This window comes from Pseudarthrobacter sp. LT1, assembly GCF_035621795.1.
GTDB lineage: Bacteria > Actinomycetota > Actinomycetes > Actinomycetales > Micrococcaceae > Arthrobacter.
The window spans coordinates 1,985,520-2,000,197 of sequence record NZ_CP141830.1 but is presented as its reverse complement, the minus strand read 5'-3'; the positions used below and the strand labels follow the sequence as shown (position 1 = coordinate 2,000,197).

The 14,678-nt window shown below is 61.7% G+C and carries 14 protein-coding genes; 5 read left to right on the top strand and 9 right to left on the bottom strand.

Annotated elements, in window-relative coordinates; genetic code table 11:
* Positions 1 to 65: 65 nt before the first annotated feature.
* Positions 66 to 1,565: an ABC transporter substrate-binding protein gene (locus VIK36_RS09400; protein WP_255175275.1), complete on the bottom strand. Its 1,500-nt coding sequence runs from the start codon at positions 1,563 to 1,565 to the stop codon at positions 66 to 68.
* Between the two features lie 201 nt (positions 1,566 to 1,766).
* On the opposite strand from VIK36_RS09400, the gene VIK36_RS09395 reads away from it, so the two are divergent.
* Positions 1,767 to 2,405, top strand: a complete 639-nt coding sequence (locus tag VIK36_RS09395; RefSeq protein ID WP_324644919.1) for a TetR/AcrR family transcriptional regulator — start codon at positions 1,767 to 1,769, stop codon at positions 2,403 to 2,405.
* Positions 2,406 to 2,448: 43 nt separating this feature from the next.
* Here the strand turns inward: VIK36_RS09395 and VIK36_RS09390 are convergent, their stop codons facing one another.
* The 8 genes from VIK36_RS09390 to VIK36_RS09355 all read right to left on the bottom strand — a co-directional run bounded on the left by VIK36_RS09390 (position 2,449) and on the right by VIK36_RS09355 (position 10,896).
* Complete coding sequence (locus VIK36_RS09390; RefSeq protein WP_324644918.1) at positions 2,449 to 3,258, bottom strand: alpha/beta hydrolase; 810 nt, start codon at positions 3,256 to 3,258, stop codon at positions 2,449 to 2,451.
* 131 nt (positions 3,259 to 3,389) lie between these two features.
* Positions 3,390 to 4,145, bottom strand: coding sequence for an SDR family NAD(P)-dependent oxidoreductase (locus VIK36_RS09385; protein ID WP_324644916.1), 756 nt, complete (start codon positions 4,143 to 4,145; stop codon positions 3,390 to 3,392).
* Between the two features lie 25 nt (positions 4,146 to 4,170).
* A complete protein-coding gene (locus VIK36_RS09380; protein ID WP_324644915.1) occupies positions 4,171 to 5,187 on the bottom strand; it encodes a cyclase family protein in 1,017 nt (338 codons plus the stop codon).
* A 7-nt stretch (positions 5,188 to 5,194) separates the two neighbouring features.
* A complete protein-coding gene (locus VIK36_RS09375) occupies positions 5,195 to 5,653 on the bottom strand; it encodes a VOC family protein (protein ID WP_255175269.1) in 459 nt (152 codons plus the stop codon).
* Between the two features lie 53 nt (positions 5,654 to 5,706).
* The gene (locus VIK36_RS09370; protein WP_255175268.1) at positions 5,707 to 6,876 is read right to left on the bottom strand and encodes a mandelate racemase/muconate lactonizing enzyme family protein; all 1,170 of its coding nucleotides are present in this window, start codon (positions 6,874 to 6,876) and stop codon (positions 5,707 to 5,709) included.
* Between the two features lie 24 nt (positions 6,877 to 6,900).
* Entirely contained in the window at positions 6,901 to 8,262 is a 1,362-nt protein-coding gene (locus VIK36_RS09365) for an MFS transporter (protein ID WP_255175267.1), read from the bottom strand.
* 381 nt (positions 8,263 to 8,643) lie between these two features.
* On the bottom strand, positions 8,644 to 9,699 hold the full coding sequence (locus VIK36_RS09360) for a zinc-dependent alcohol dehydrogenase (protein ID WP_324644914.1): 1,056 nt from the start codon (positions 9,697 to 9,699) through the stop codon (positions 8,644 to 8,646).
* A gap of 252 nt (positions 9,700 to 9,951) precedes the next feature.
* A complete protein-coding gene (locus VIK36_RS09355; protein ID WP_255175265.1) occupies positions 9,952 to 10,896 on the bottom strand; it encodes a LysR substrate-binding domain-containing protein in 945 nt (314 codons plus the stop codon).
* 148 nt (positions 10,897 to 11,044) lie between these two features.
* Between VIK36_RS09355 and VIK36_RS09350 the strand changes: the two genes are divergently transcribed.
* The 4 genes from VIK36_RS09350 to VIK36_RS09335 all read left to right on the top strand — a co-directional run bounded on the left by VIK36_RS09350 (position 11,045) and on the right by VIK36_RS09335 (position 14,481).
* Positions 11,045 to 11,755, top strand: a complete 711-nt coding sequence (locus VIK36_RS09350; RefSeq protein ID WP_255175264.1) for an SDR family oxidoreductase — start codon at positions 11,045 to 11,047, stop codon at positions 11,753 to 11,755.
* A gap of 167 nt (positions 11,756 to 11,922) precedes the next feature.
* Entirely contained in the window at positions 11,923 to 13,122 is a 1,200-nt protein-coding gene (locus VIK36_RS09345; protein ID WP_324644912.1) for a thiolase family protein, read from the top strand.
* Positions 13,122 to 13,811, top strand: coding sequence for a 3-oxoacid CoA-transferase subunit A (locus tag VIK36_RS09340; protein ID WP_018762905.1), 690 nt, complete (start codon positions 13,122 to 13,124; stop codon positions 13,809 to 13,811). The genes VIK36_RS09345 and VIK36_RS09340 overlap by 1 nt, the downstream gene beginning before the upstream one ends.
* A gap of 1 nt (position 13,812) precedes the next feature.
* A complete protein-coding gene (locus VIK36_RS09335) occupies positions 13,813 to 14,481 on the top strand; it encodes a 3-oxoacid CoA-transferase subunit B (protein WP_255175261.1) in 669 nt (222 codons plus the stop codon).
* Positions 14,482 to 14,678: the final 197 nt, after the last annotated feature.

The window sequence follows — 14,678 nt, the reverse complement described above, 5'->3', positions numbered from 1 at the left end:
AAATCCTTTGAAAACGTTGCTGAGGTTGCCGGCCCGGGCAATGTCGCCGGACCGGCAACCCTCCGCTACGAAGCGGGTGTGAACGACCAGATGTAGGGGTAAACGTTGCCGGTCTGGAGTTCGACCTTGGTCTTCGCGTCAGTTACGAAACTGTTCTGCGGACGGTACCAGGGGGCAAACCAAGCCTGCTCCACGATGTACTTGTTCAGTTCCTTTGCTGCCGACTTCTGCTCGTCCCCGGAACCCAGGTGGATCTTGTTGATCAAGCCGTCAACCGTCGGGTCCTCATACTTGTAGGGATTCCACGCTGAATTCGGGGCAATCTTCATGTTGATGAGCTGCCAGTCCGACTGTTGCTCCAGGATCATGTAGCTCGCGGCGTACTTTGCTGCCAGGAGATCGGCAATGAAGTTGTTGCCGGCGTCGACCGTCTCCACTGTGACTCCCACTTCCTTGAGCTGCTGGGTGATCAAGGTGAAGATTGAGCTGTTGACGAGCGGTGTGGACGGCATTTGCAGCGTGAAGCCGTTCGCGTAGCCCGCGTCGGCCAGAAGCTTTTTGGCCTTGGCAGGGTCATAGGCATAGCGGGAGTCCAGGGAAGCGTCGTAAGCGTCCGAGGACGGCGGGAAGACCTGGGTCGTGGTTGTTCCGCGGCCTTGGTTGACAGCATCCAGCAGCGCCTTTGTGTCGAAGGCGTAGTTCAACGCCTGCCGGACCCGGACGTCCTTGAGGGCGGCGTTGGTCTTGCCGGCGCGGTCGAACAAGATCAGTCCAGTCCAGTTGCCCTCGAAGGTGTTGTTCTTGTAGCCCGCCGCTTCGGCCTCCTGGATCATCGAAATGTCAATGAGGGAACCGTTGAGCGTTCCGGCCTTGACGGCATTGAGGAGTGACGTCTGTTCCGGGTAGACGTTCAGCACCATGTTGTCGTAATGGACCAGGCCTTTGTTCCAGTAGTCAGGATTGCTCTTGTACGAGTATGAGGTCCCGGTGACTGTGGCTGCGGTATCCAGGATGTAGGGGCCGGATCCGACAGGTTTGGTGGCGATGTCCGCGTTCCCGAAGGATGCCGGGCTCTGCATGAACGATGCATCCTTGGACAGGTAGCCGAGGAATGCGGGGTCTGGGGCCGAGAGGGCCAGTTCCAGGGTCGTGCTGTCCACAGCAGTGGCTGTCTTGAGTGCTGCCAGGAACTGGGCGTCTGCCGACGTTCCGGCCTTGAATCGCTCCAGGTTCTGTTTGGCTGCGTCCGCGTTGAAGGGGGTGCCGTCGGTGAATTTGACGTCGTCGCGGAGCTTCAGGGTCAGGACGGTTTTGTCGTCATTGTACTTCCACTCGGTTGCCAGCATGGGTACCAGCTTTCCGCCAGGTTCCATGCGGAGCAGGGTGTCATACACGGCCTGGTAGAAGGGCGAAACGTTCGCAAAGTCGGAGTCGGCAGCAGCAAAAGATTTCGGCGCCATGAGGGTGCCCAGCGTGAGCGTTTGCGAGGAGTGCTCCGCAGAGCTTTCCCCCCCTCCACCGCAGCCGGTGAGGCTCAGGGCAACGGCGGCAGCAAGTGCGGCCATGCGTGTAGGTCGGAACATCATTGGTCCCTTTCACGGTCAGTGGCGTCCACCATGGACAGCCATTGAAAGAGACCGTAACATGAAAACAGACCATGCGGTATGTTTTCGCTGCCGCTATCGATTTTTCGCCAAATGTGACGCGCCGCACAGCTGTTGACGCCCGCCCCGGCGTGCCTTGTCCAAGGTTGTTAGAGTTTCAAGATGACTGAAACAGCGACCACTGCCGCCGCACGGGAACCGCGGCGCGGCCGGCCGCGCGGAACCTACGCCAAGACAGAAGCACGCCGGCAGGAAATCCTGACGGCTGCCTTCGAGGTTTTTTCCACGGCCGGCTATCGGGCAGGATCGATCCAGGACATCGCTGACAAGATCGGTCTGACGAAGACGGGCCTCCTCCACCATTTCCCCAGCAAAGAGGCCCTTCTCGAGGCCGTCCTGACCCTTCGTGATGAAGACTCGTGGGCGGCTGCCGGAATCGTCACCGACAACGGCATGGAAACGCTGAATGGCATTGTTCGGCTCGTGCACAACAACACCACTGTGCCGGGACTTGTTGCCTTGCATTGTGTGTTGTCGGCCGAATCAACAGACCCCACACACCCCGCCCACGAGTACTTCCAGCGACGTTACGACTGGGTGCGGGAAGTTGGTGGGCAGGCCTTCTCAGATTTGGAACGGCAGGGTAAGTTGCGGCACGGGGTAACGCCCGGGGCAGCCGCACGGCAACTGGTGGCACTCATGGACGGGCTGCAGGTGCAGTGGTTGCTGGACAACGAGTCCGTGGACATGGCCGATGACTTAAAGAACTTCCTGGGTTCCATCACTACCGAAAAGTTTTAGTGCCCCCGGCAGGAACGTATTCCTGCCGGGGAACCACACCGTTTTACAGGGCTGCCCTCAAGAAGGTGAGCAGCTCGCGGTTGAACTCTTCCGGCTCGTTCCAATGGGGGCAGTGCCCGCTGTTTTCGAAAACGGAAAGGGAAGATTTGGGCATGGTATCTGCCAGCCACTGCATGCCTTCAAGCGGGAAAGACGGCGAGAAGCGGCCCGTGGCTACCCAGGACGGAACATTCAGGGTCGGTGCAACGTCCCGCCAGTCTGCTGTGAAGTGATCCACCAGGAGCGGAAGTACAGCGCCATCGGGAAATTGCGTGAGGCCGCCCACCTCGGAAAAGAGTTGCGCTACGTGGGGCGGCGCTGGAGGCTCAAGTGCCGGATTGCCCCATTGAAAGCGCCCGTTAACGGAATCCCACACATTGGCCCATTCGACGGACCGGACACCCCAGGCCCACGATTCGTCGTTAACGATTTTTGGCGACTGATCGATTGCTACGAACGCGCGAACGCGGTCCGTTCCGTACAGGTCGAAATATGCGAGACAGACGGAGACGCCCAAGGAATGCCCAACGAGGGCTACCTCGCCAAGCTCCAGATGCTCGAGCAATTCCCCGACGTCCTTGCCCAGGCGGGAGACACGTTGACCGCTGCCCGGGAAGTCTGAGCGGCCGTGGAACCTAAGGTCGAGCGCAATTGTCCTGTAACCTGCGGCGACCAAAGCCTGGCGCTGGAAGGCCCAGTGTGCCGCCTGGCAGGTGAATCCGTGAACAAGTAACACCGCCGGACCGGAGCCGAAGTCATCGTAAACCAGTTGTGCGCCGTCTGAGGTTCGAAAGGACCTTGTTTGACCAGTCATTGCTGCCTCCTTGGGCAATCGGTCGAAAGTGATGAGGTTGTAGCTCTAAAAAGGAGACTCCAAAGGCCGGGCTGATTCGCGGGCAGCCCGGCCTCAGGAACATCCGGCGCTTTCAGCCCGGAAGTGGCGTTTCAGCCGAAGACCACGCCGCCGTTGACGTGGAGCACTTGTCCGGTAATTGTGCCGTTGCCCGGCGCCAGGAGAAACGCGATGGCTGAGGCAATCTCCTCAGGCTTGGAAAGCCTTCCGAGGAGGGACATCCCGGCGATTCGCTCGCGATCTGCATCGTTCAAAACATCAGTCATCGGTGTTTCAGTCGCCCCGGGAGCAACCATGTTCACGCGCACCTGATGGGGCGCGAGCTCACGGGCGTATCCGCGTACCAAGCCGATGAGCGCGGCCTTTGAGGTGGCGTACGCACCGTTACCCATGAGCCCGCCTCCTGTGAAAGCTGCGGCGCTGCCAAGGACGACCACCGACCCGAGCCGGCCTGCGCGTAGAAGGTGGGGCCCTGCGGCCGAGATCGTGTTCTGGACTCCGATGACATTGATGTCGAGTACCCGCCGGAATTCGGCAGCATCGATGTCCAGCAGCGCCGACCGGCTGACTATCCCGGCAGCGGCCACAACCCCGGTCAGTCCGCCACCTGCCGCGAATTCGTCGGCTGCGCGGCGCATGGCCCCAGCGTCCGTGACATCAGCGGCCACGGCGACATGACCTTCTCCGTCCAACGTCGCCACTGCATCTGCCGCGGCTGACGGGTTCACGTCGACAATAGCTACGCGTGCGCCCCGGGCCGCAGCCTGGCGGGCACAGGTGAGGCCGATGCCGGACGCACCGCCGGTTATGAGGACAGCTTCAGCTGTCCCGGATTCGTGGTCATTCACGTCAATTACTCCTGAAGATTCATGTTTAGAGGATCGCCATTGCGTTGGCCGGGCTGCCAACTCCGCCCAGCAGGTTCAGCGGCTGGGCCGTGAGGAAGACGTCATATCGGCGTCGGGCGGCGCAGGCAGCTGCCAGCTCATCGAGCGCCCAAAGCTCGCCAATGCTCAGCCCAAGCAACGGGATCAGGATACGGTGCAGCATCCCCGTGTGGCTGGAGGCAGGCATCGCACCTGATAGTTCCGCCTGGACGGTGAGTTTGGAATCCGTTGCCGGCCAGGCTTCGAGCGCGATGTTGTCGGACGCCGCCACCGCTACTTGATGGTCCCAAAGCCACGCGGCCGATTCTTCGGTTTGGCTTAGGCCCGGCGAGCGGAGGGCGCCGTCCGAGCGGTTGGCGTCCGCCCGGATGTGTTTGAGCCATCCTGTGCGGATCATGATGATGTCGCCCGGCCGGATGGTGCTCCCCTGCCATTCAAGCGTTGAATCCAGATCAGCCACCGGAATTTGTTCGTTGGTGGCCTGGTCGATCGGGCGGCCGACCGCGTCCCGGTAGGCACCGACGTCGATGAGCAGGCCACGGCCGGCGATCCCCCGTTCGGCCACGGCCTGTATTCCGAGGCCGGGTTTTCCCGCCACCAGCCCGTTGGGATCCGCGTCATTGTAGAAGCCGTGGTCCGGATGCCCGAAGTGTCGCAACCCGTCAATTTGCGTCGACGCCTGAAGGAACAGATTGTCGATCCGGTCGTCGCGGTGGAAATCGTTGAGGCCGAACACAGTGTGTTGAATCGAACCGCGGTGGGCAATGATGGGCGGCTCGAATTCCGTCAACGGCAGGTTGAGCGGTATGACTTCGCCCGTCAAAATACTCTCACGGGCTTCAAGGACACGGGCCGGTGTGAGGTGGTTCAGGGTGCCCAGCTGGTCGGCCGGGCCCCACAGGCCCCAGGCCGTTCCCCGCAGCCGGTCGGGGCGATCAAACAGCTGGTAATACCGGGGAAATTCCCCGGCCGGGGAACGGCGTGAAGCTTGATGAGTGGTCATCGGGTGATTAGGCTTCGCCGTCCGTCATGACCTGGTGGATCTCGATCATGTTGCCGGCGGGGTCAGTGAGGAAGATCTGGTGCCAGCCTTCGACGGACCAGACGCCCCAGTCGTCGAACGGGATGTTGTTCTCGGTGAGGCGTGCCTTGATGGCCTCGATGTCATCGGTCCGGAACGCAAAGTGTCCTCCGATGAGCGGGTTGACCGAGTGTCCCTCCTGGGCTGCGAGGTACGGCTGGCGCTGGGTGGCGTGGATCTGCAGTTCGTTGGGGTCGCCGGCTTCGTAGAACTTGGCGGCTGTATCCCACTCGGCATCGCCGTCGATGTCGTTGTCTGCATTTTTGGACGTGGCGATCATCTTGGGCGAGGGGAGCTGGTTCAGCCCCAGCGCCTTTCCGTAAAAGTCCGTCAGGATCGACATGTTGTCTGAAGTGACATTCACGTGGTGGAGGCGGAGGTATGCCATTGACTTTTCCTTTGATGTGATGGGTTGGTTATTGCGGACAAGAGTGACCGGAGTCAGAGGTCGACCCGATAGCGGGCCACTTTCTCCGGGTCGAGCTGGATGCCGAGGCCGGGGCCCTCAGGAACGCGCATGTATCCATTCTCAACAATGAGCGGCTGATCCAGCAGATCATCGGCCATGTCCAGGTAGTTGGACAGTTCAGCTGCCGAACGCGAGGTAATTTCCTGGGACGCACCGAAGACGAGGGAACAAACGGTTCCGACTTGCGCATCGATCTGGTTGCCGATGACCGCTTCGAGGCCCAGCCCTTCGGCAAGGTGGGAAACGCGCAGCGAACCTGAGAACCCTGTTCGGGCGGTCTTGATGCTCACAGCGGTCGCTGCTCCTGCAAGGATTTCGCGGGTAACGTCAGCCGGCGTGGGCGCACTTTCGTCCGCGACGAACGGCACAGGACATTGGGAAACAAGCCAGCGCCTGCTCAACACATCGTCGGCGGGGCAGAGCTCTTCCACGCGACTTAGTCCCACAGCTTCGAGATCCCGAAGTGCCCCGGCCGATTCCGCCGCCGTCCAACCCCGATTCCCATCGATGTACAGTTCCGCGTCAGGGCCAAGGGCTTCCCGGACTGCCTTGCACACTTCCACGTCCAGGTGGACGGGGCGCCGTCCGACCTTGATCTTGAAACTCGAAATGCCCAACGTCTCCCTTAGCTCGACAGCCTCGGCGGCAACTGTGTCCGGATCATCGAACCCCAGCATGTGGCTGACCTGCAAGCCATCAGCGAAGCCTCCAAGAAGGCGATGTACCGACGTGCCGATCGTCTTGCCCCAGGCGTCCCACATTGCCATGTCGATGGCGGCTTTGGCAGTGGGATTTCCTACCGTTCGAGCCAGGCGCGACCGCACCGCCTCGCGGTCGAGGATGGAGAGCCCGATGATGGCAGGGGCGAAAATCTTCTCGATAACGGCGACAATCGATGCCTGCGTCTCACCATAGGTGTAAGGCCGCGGAGGGGCTTCGGCAAACCCGACCACACCATCGCTGGTGACCACTTCCACAAGCACATTGTCCGCTACATCAATCGATCCGCTGGCAAAACGCAGGGGCTTGCGGTAAGGAATCGCGTACGGGACGGTCCGTACTTCGACGATTCGTGGTGCAACTGCACGCTCACCCGCGGGTGTTGTTTGAGTGGCTGGTTGAAGTAACAAAATTTTGCTCATCCTTTGGTGTGGCTTTGGTGGAGGTCATCCCCGGGCGTGTGCCCCGGCAACATCTGTTTCGAGACTGGTAGTCCCACGGAGCCCGCCAGTCTTCCGGTCAGCCCACCCGATGAGGATGTAGACGAACACTGCAGCGAGGCCGAAGAAGCCCGACATCACCAGAAGGCCGGCGGAGCTTGAGCCGGTGAGGTCAGTGAGCCAACCCTGAATGTAAGGGCCTACGAGGCCGCTGACGTTTCCGACAGAGTTGACGAGCGCGATGGACACTGCGGCGAGGGCCCCGGCATACACCTGGGCAACGGTCGCCTGGAAGGTGGACAGAGTCGCGAAGAAGCCCGCAGCGGCGATGCTGATACCGATAAGTGACAGGAACGGGTTTCCGGAGAGCACGCCAATGAGGAGTCCGAGTGCTGCGGCAACCATGGGCAGGGTGAGGTGCCAGCGCCGTTCGCCGGTTCGGGAGATGCTGCGGACGATGACAAACATGACGATGGCGGAGAATGCCCACGGGATCGCCGAGACGTAGCCGGACCCGACGACGTCCAAGTGGAACTGCTCTTTGACGATCGTCGGAAGGAAGTACGTGATCGACCAGAAGCCGATCAGGATAAAGAAGTAGGTGATGGCGAAAGCCCACAGCGACGGCCGGCGGAGCGCGGCGGGAAGCTGCTTCAGTTCGTGTGCTCCGGAGCCCGAGCGCTGGGTGACATTCTCCGCCAGGTACGCCTTTTCCTCGTCATCGAGCCAGGCCGCCTTCGCCGGGGTGGAGGGCAGAGCAAAGAAGATGACAACTGCAAGGATAATTGCCGGAACACCTTCAATCAGGAATACCCAACGCCATCCGGCAAGGCCAGCTACGCCGTTCATGAGCATGATCGACGAGGTCACGACGGAGCCCACCGCCAAGGCGACCGGAACAGCGAGGTTCAGCCAGGACATCGCCTTGGGCAGCAGCCGGGCTGGGCACCAAAGCGCCAGGAAGAGCGCGGTCCCCGGCGAGTAGCCGGCTTCCGCAAGTCCGAGAAGGAACCGCATGATGTGAAGGCTGACTTCGTCCTGCATGAACGCCATACCCATCGTCACCAGGCCCCAGGTGATCATGATGCGGGCCAGCCAAATGCGCGCCCCTACCTTCGCAAGGAACATGTTCGAGGGGATCTCGAACAGCAAGTAACCGATGTAGAAGAAACCCGCGGCAAGGCCGAATGTCGCTGCTGTAAGGCCCAAATCTTTGGACAGGGGCCCTGCGATCACCCCAAGGTTGGCTCGATCGATGTAGGCAATGAACATGCCAAGCATGAGGATTGGAAGGACCTTCAGGGTCACTTTGCGGAAGACCCGAGCTTCAACGCTCAGATCTATCGGGGTGGTGTTTGTTTTCATCATGACCTCTCTTCGTTGAGGGGGCTCTGGGTTTGGTGCCGCCTTGAAAAAGGTTAGTGAGAGATTGTTCCGAAGAGAAATACCAATTCTCTTTCCTTTGATAGGCAAAGCAGAAAGATCCTCGCCTGCTACTTAGGCCCGTGGGCTCACCATGCGCAGCCGACCCCAAGGTCAGCTCGGGCTAAATAGCAGGCACGCTCGAAGATCACTCGACGAACGTCGGGACCTCGGGTGGCGCCGTCGTCGGTTCTATAAAGACCTGCGTGACGGATCGCGACGGCGCCCTCCAGGCGGCCAACAATCAAAACGGACATCGGATGCAAAGGGCGCGGCCATGCCACGCCGGCCCTCGCGAACCTCTCGTCGGCGCCCGTCAGCCCGTCGTTATTGGCGGCGGTCGGGAAGGCCAGGAACCAGCAGCACCTTGCAGGCGTCTTGGGAGAGAAGCTCGATGGCTTCCTCGAAAGCCGACAGGGGAAGACGGTGGGTAATGAATTTGGAGAGGTCTAGTTCGTCATTCGCCACGAGCGCAGCAATTCGATCCCAGGTTTGCCAAAGGGACCGCCCGAAGCTGCCCGTGAGAGTCAGACCCTTCTTGATTAGGTACGCCGCGACGTCGATCTCGATTGGCTTACCGGGGATTCCGACGGTCACAACCGTCGCCTCCCGGCGGACCGCTTCCAGCAGCGGCGGCAGTGCGGCCGGCACGCCAGAAGCTTCGAAGGCCACATCAAAACCGGACTTCTCCCCCGAGAGCCCCCGGCAAACACTGATGACATCATCGTCGGGAGATAACGCTATTGCTCCCAGTGCTTCGATAACACCCTGCCGGTAGGCATTGGGTTCCACGACGACCACTCGGCTGGCACCCAAGGCCCGGGCAATTGCAGCAATAAACAGGCCGACTGGACCACCACCGCTTATCACAACGTCAGCCCCGGAAAGCTCAACCCTGGACCGTTGAATGGCGTGCATGGCGACCCCCGCCGGCTCGAGAAGGGCGCCCTGTTCCAACGGAAAGTCCGCCGGCAATTTAAAACATGCCGTGGCCGGCGCAACAAGCCGCTCGGCAAAACCACCATCGAGATGAAGCCCGAGTAGTTCCATGTTCAGGCAATTGTGGGCGTCACCGTTTCGACAGGGATAGCAATCCCAGCAGGCAACATGGGATTCCAGGGCAACCCGGTCCCCCACCTTGAGCGACTCGACAGCTGAACCAACTTCGATGACGGTGCCGGCGCACTCATGGCCCAGAACAACCGGCATTTTGAGATTGAACGCCTGCGCCATGGGTGAGTACTCGTAGAGGGCCCGGTCAGTTCCACAAACCGAGGCTGCGGCGACCTGAATCTTCACTTTGTCCGCGGAAACATGCGGCTCAGCATACGAAGCGTGGAACTTGACTCCCCGCTCAGGACAGGCCTTGACTATCGCACGCATGGTGCGGAGGGCAGTAGCGGATTCTCGTTCAGAAGCACTAAGGGACGTCATTGTGAACCTATCTGTTGCGCCCAAGAGAATCAGCATCTCGTCGATGCCCGTGCGACTGCCGCCCGCAACTCCGCTACGTTGGACCAAGGGCGGAGAGGCTGGACCGGCTTGCGTTGAATTGGCTTGGGCAGGATTGGAGGGCAACTGGTGCGCCTCCAAAGATAGTTTGAGAGTCAGCCCGGCAGAAATACCGATTCACGCTCATCTGATAGCGAAGCCGGAAAGGTCGGGGGTGGGCAATGCGACTTCCGAGACTTGGAGCACCGCAGCAAGTGCAGGAGATGTGTCATCCTTTCGCCACGTCAAAGTGGCAAACATGTGGCTGGGGTGAATGTCGTCCAATTCCCGGTAGACGATTCCGACGGATTGCGACGGAGTTACCGAACTGAGTGTGATGGTGATGCCCGCGCCGGCGGCAACGAGGGCAAGAGCAGTAGAGGAGTCAGGAGCCACTTGGACGATCTTCGGCCTGAATCCGGCAGTAATGCATAACGCATACATGGTGGCCTGGAGAATCGAACCTGTATCAGCGGGCAGGCTGACAAACTCTTCGTCGTGAAGGTCCGCCAAGGAAAGACTGGGCTGGGCCGCGCGAGGGTGGCCTTCCGGCAGGGCGCACAAAATTCTTTCGACTTCGACAACGCGGGACTCCAGTTCCTTCTGGGGGGTGGGAAGTCGCGCGAAAGCGAGATCCAGTGATCCCTCAAGAAGCTTGTCCAATGCCGTGTAGACGTAGGTCTGGGACTCCAGCTGCAACTCGATCCCCGGGTGGGACTCGCGCACAGCTCGGGTCAGAATCGGTAGGGCGCGCTGACTCGAGGCGCCGGCGAAAGCGATTCTGACGCGTCCCTGTTCCCCCGCAGCAATTGACTCGGCCAGGTTCTGGACCGCAGACACTTGACTGAGTACCTTTCGCGCCGGTACCAGGAGCCTCGATCCTGCATCCGTCAGTGCAACCGTACGGGTGCTTCGTTCGAAGAGCTGAACGCCCAAACTTTGTTCAAGTTGCTTGATGCGTGCACTTAGCGGCGGTTGCGACATATGCAGCCTCGCGGCCGCCCGGCCGAAATGCAGTTCCTCGGCCACGACGGCAAAGGCCTCAAGATCCTTTACTTCCACTTCGTCATCCTCACGCAGCCGCTCCATTGTTCTGAATTTCAGATCAGTTTACTCGGTATTGGTATCGGATGGACACGTTATCTGTCCTTCTTTCCGGGCATACTGAAAAGAACGTGTTGCACCGCCGCAACGGAGTTCCGTGCATGCCGACGTGCGTGGAGGAAGGAAAATTGTCATGGTAGAACGTCTCCTCGTTACCGGGGGTGCCTCTGGAATCGGTCGTGCCATCGCCTCGCGCGGGCTGGAGCAGGGGTGGGAGGTCGTGGTCATCGACAAGCAACCCGCGGACCTCGGCCGTTCAATCACAGCCGATTTGTCGGACGTCGACAGCACGGCGGAAGCCCTCGAAGCCGCCCTGTCCGAGGGTCCAATCACACGGTTGGTCAACAACGTTGGTGCAGTTTTCCCCGCCCCGCTCCGCGAACAGTCCCTGACCCAGCTCGATCAGTCACATGCGCTTAACCTCCGTTGCGCCGTCCAGTGCACCCAGGCTGTTCTTGACGGCATGACGCAGGCCGGGTTCGGCCGGATCGTCAATATGTCATCGCGAGCAGCACTTGGTAAGGAACTGCGCACTGCTTATGCGGCCGCCAAAGCGGGCCTTATCGGACTGACCCGCACCTGGGCCTTGGAACTGGGTCGGGAGGGAATCACAGTTAATGCCATCGGACCCGGGCCCATCGCCACGGAACTCTTCATGAAAGCAAACCCGGAAGACTCACCGCGGACAAAAGCCATCATTTCCTCCGTTCCTGTGGGAAGGCTCGGCCAGCCGGAAGACATTGCCAACGCTGCAGGGTTCTTCCTGGACGAGCGGTCCGGATTCATCACGGGGCAAACCCTCTACGTATGCGGTGGACTCACGGTCGGAACAAATCCTGTCTAACACGCGCCTCGCGCAACCCAGCCACATGCCGGGGCAGTCCCGCTAAATGGTGCATGCGTTGACTGCATTGGACACGGCCAATTTTGTAGCAGGCACCGCGGTGCCGACTGTTGCCTTAAACCGCGCAGCCCCGAATGACAGAAACAGATTGAAATGGATAAAACCCTATGAACCAGGCTTTTGTGTACGACGCTGTGCGTACCCCGTTTGGCAAGTTCGGTTCCGGTCTTGCCGGGGTGCGGCCGGATGACCTTGCCGCGCATGTGATCAGGGAGTCTGTGCAGCGGGCTCCCGGGCTTGATGTTGAGCGGATTGATGAGGTGGTGTTCGGGAACGCCAACGGTGCCGGTGAGGAGAACCGCAACATCGCCCGGATGGGGACCCTGCTGGCCGGGCTGCCGGTCTCGATCCCGGGGACTACGGTGAACCGGCTGTGTGGGTCGTCGCTGGACGCGGCGATCATCGCGTCCCGGCAGGTCAACGCCGGCGACGCCGATCTCATGCTCGTGGGCGGGGCGGAGTCGATGTCCCGTGCCCCGTGGGTGCTGCCGAAGACGGAGAAGCCGTACCCGGCCGGGGACATGACCCTGGCCTCCACCACCCTGGGGTGGCGGCTGGTGAACAAGGCGATGCCGAAGGAGTGGACCATCTCCCTGGGTGAGGCCACCGAGCGGCTGCGCGAGAAGTACGGGGTGACCCGGGAGGCGCAGGACGAGTTCGCCGCGGCCTCGCACAACTTGTCTGCCGCGGCCTGGGATGAAGGGTTCTACGACAACCTGGTCGCCCCGGTGCCCGGGACGGACCTGGTCCGGGATGAGGGCATCCGGGCGGGTTCGTCCGCTGAGAAGCTCGCCGGGCTCAAAACTGTGTTCCGGACCGAGGACGGCACGGTCACCGCGGGCAACGCGTCGCCGTTGTCCGACGGCGCCTCCGCGGCGTGGATTGGGTCCGAGGCGGCCGCCGGGCTGCTGGGCCTGGATCCGCTGGCCCGAATCGCCGGGCGCGGGGCGCACGCGAATGATCCGCAGTACTTCGGCTACGCCCCCGTCGAGGCTGCGAACAAGGCCCTCGAGAAGGCGGGCATCGGCTGGGAGCAGGTGGGCGCCGTCGAACTTAACGAAGCCTTCGCCGCGCAGTCCCTGGCGTGCATCAACGCCTGGGGGATTGACCACTCGATCGTGAACCAGCACGGTGGGGCGATCGCCATGGGGCACCCGCTGGGTGCTTCCGGGACCCGGATCCTGGGCACCTTGGCCCGGTCCCTGCAGGCCTCCGGGCAGCGCTGGGGCGTCGCCGCGATCTGCATTGGCGTGGGCCAGGGCCTGGCCGTGGTACTCGAGAACGTCACCGCTGGAAAGGACCAGTAATGCTGACTTTTGTTGATTCGGTCCAGGAGGCCGTGGCCGGGATCAAGGACGGTTCCACCGTGATGATCGGCGGGTTCGGCAACGCCGGGCAGCCGTTCGAACTGATCGATGCGCTGCTGGAGTGCGGGGCCACGGACCTGACCGTGGTGAACAACAACGCCGGCCAGGGCGACCAGGGCCTGGCCCTGCTCATCAAGGAAGGCCGGGTGCGGAAGATGATCTGCTCCTTCCCGCGGCAGTCTGATTCGTGGCACTTCGATGCCAAGTACAAGGCCGGGGAGATTGAGCTGGAGTTGGTGCCGCAGGGCAACCTGGCCGAACGCATCCGTGCCGCCGGGGCCGGGATCGGCGGGTTCTTCACGCCCACCGGATACGGAACCATGCTGGCCGAGGGTAAGGAAACCCGCATCATCGACGGCCGTGGGCAGGTCTTCGAGACCCCTATCCACGCCGACGTGGCCCTGATCAAGGCCCTGAAGGCGGACGGGAAGGGCAACCTGGTGTACCGGAAGACGGCCCGGAACTTCGGTCCCATCATGGCCGCGGCGGCCAAGCACACCATCGTCCAGGTCTCCGAGATTGTCCCCACCGGCGGGCTGGACCCGGAAAACGTGGTCACCCCCGGCATTTACGTCAACACCGTGGTAAGAGTTGCCCGCAGCGGCAGCGCAGCAGAAAAGGTGGCCTGAGATGAGCCTCACCGAAACCAGCATCAAGACCTCCGAGACGCCCCTGGGCCGTGATGACCTGGCCCGGCTCGTGGCCCGCGACATCGCCCCGGGCTCGTTCGTGAACCTCGGGATCGGCCAGCCCACCCTGGTGTCCAACTACCTCACCGAGGAACAGAACATCACCCTCCACACCGAGAACGGAATGCTCGGCATGGGACCCGAAGCCACGGGCGGGGAGATTGATGAGGACCTCATCAACGCGGGCAAGATCCCGGTCACCGAACTGCCCGGCGCATCGTACTTCCACCACGCCGATTCCTTCGCGATCATGCGCGGCGGGCACCTGGACATCTGCGTCCTGGGCGCCTTCCAGGTCTCGGCCACCGGTGACCTCGCCAACTGGCACACCGGGGCGCCCGGGGCAATCCCCGCCGTCGGCGGCGCCATGGACCTGGCCACCGGCGCGAAGGACGTCTTCGTCATGATGACCCTCCTCACCCGCGATGGCGCCTCCAAAATCGTCGAGGCCTGCACCTACCCGGTCACCGGCGTCGGCTGCGTCACCCGCGTCTACACCGACAAAGCCGTCTTTCTCACCGGTCCCCACGGTGTCACCGTCCGGGAGACCTTCGGCTGCACCCTCGAAGAACTCCAGGAACTCGTCCCCGTCCCCCTCAAGGCCGCTTGATACCGTCCCCACGTCGGCCAAGGACCCGAGCCCACCCGGCGCTCTACCAAGCCGTCACCACGTACTTGGCCTACTGCCTCTCCGGCTTTCGCAACCTATCTGATCCGGCATGACCGGAGGAGATAAGTTTGCCTCCAGGTAGCGCTATGGAGCATGCCCTTGAAGCATCCCTGATGCTCCAACAGGTTGCCTCCGAC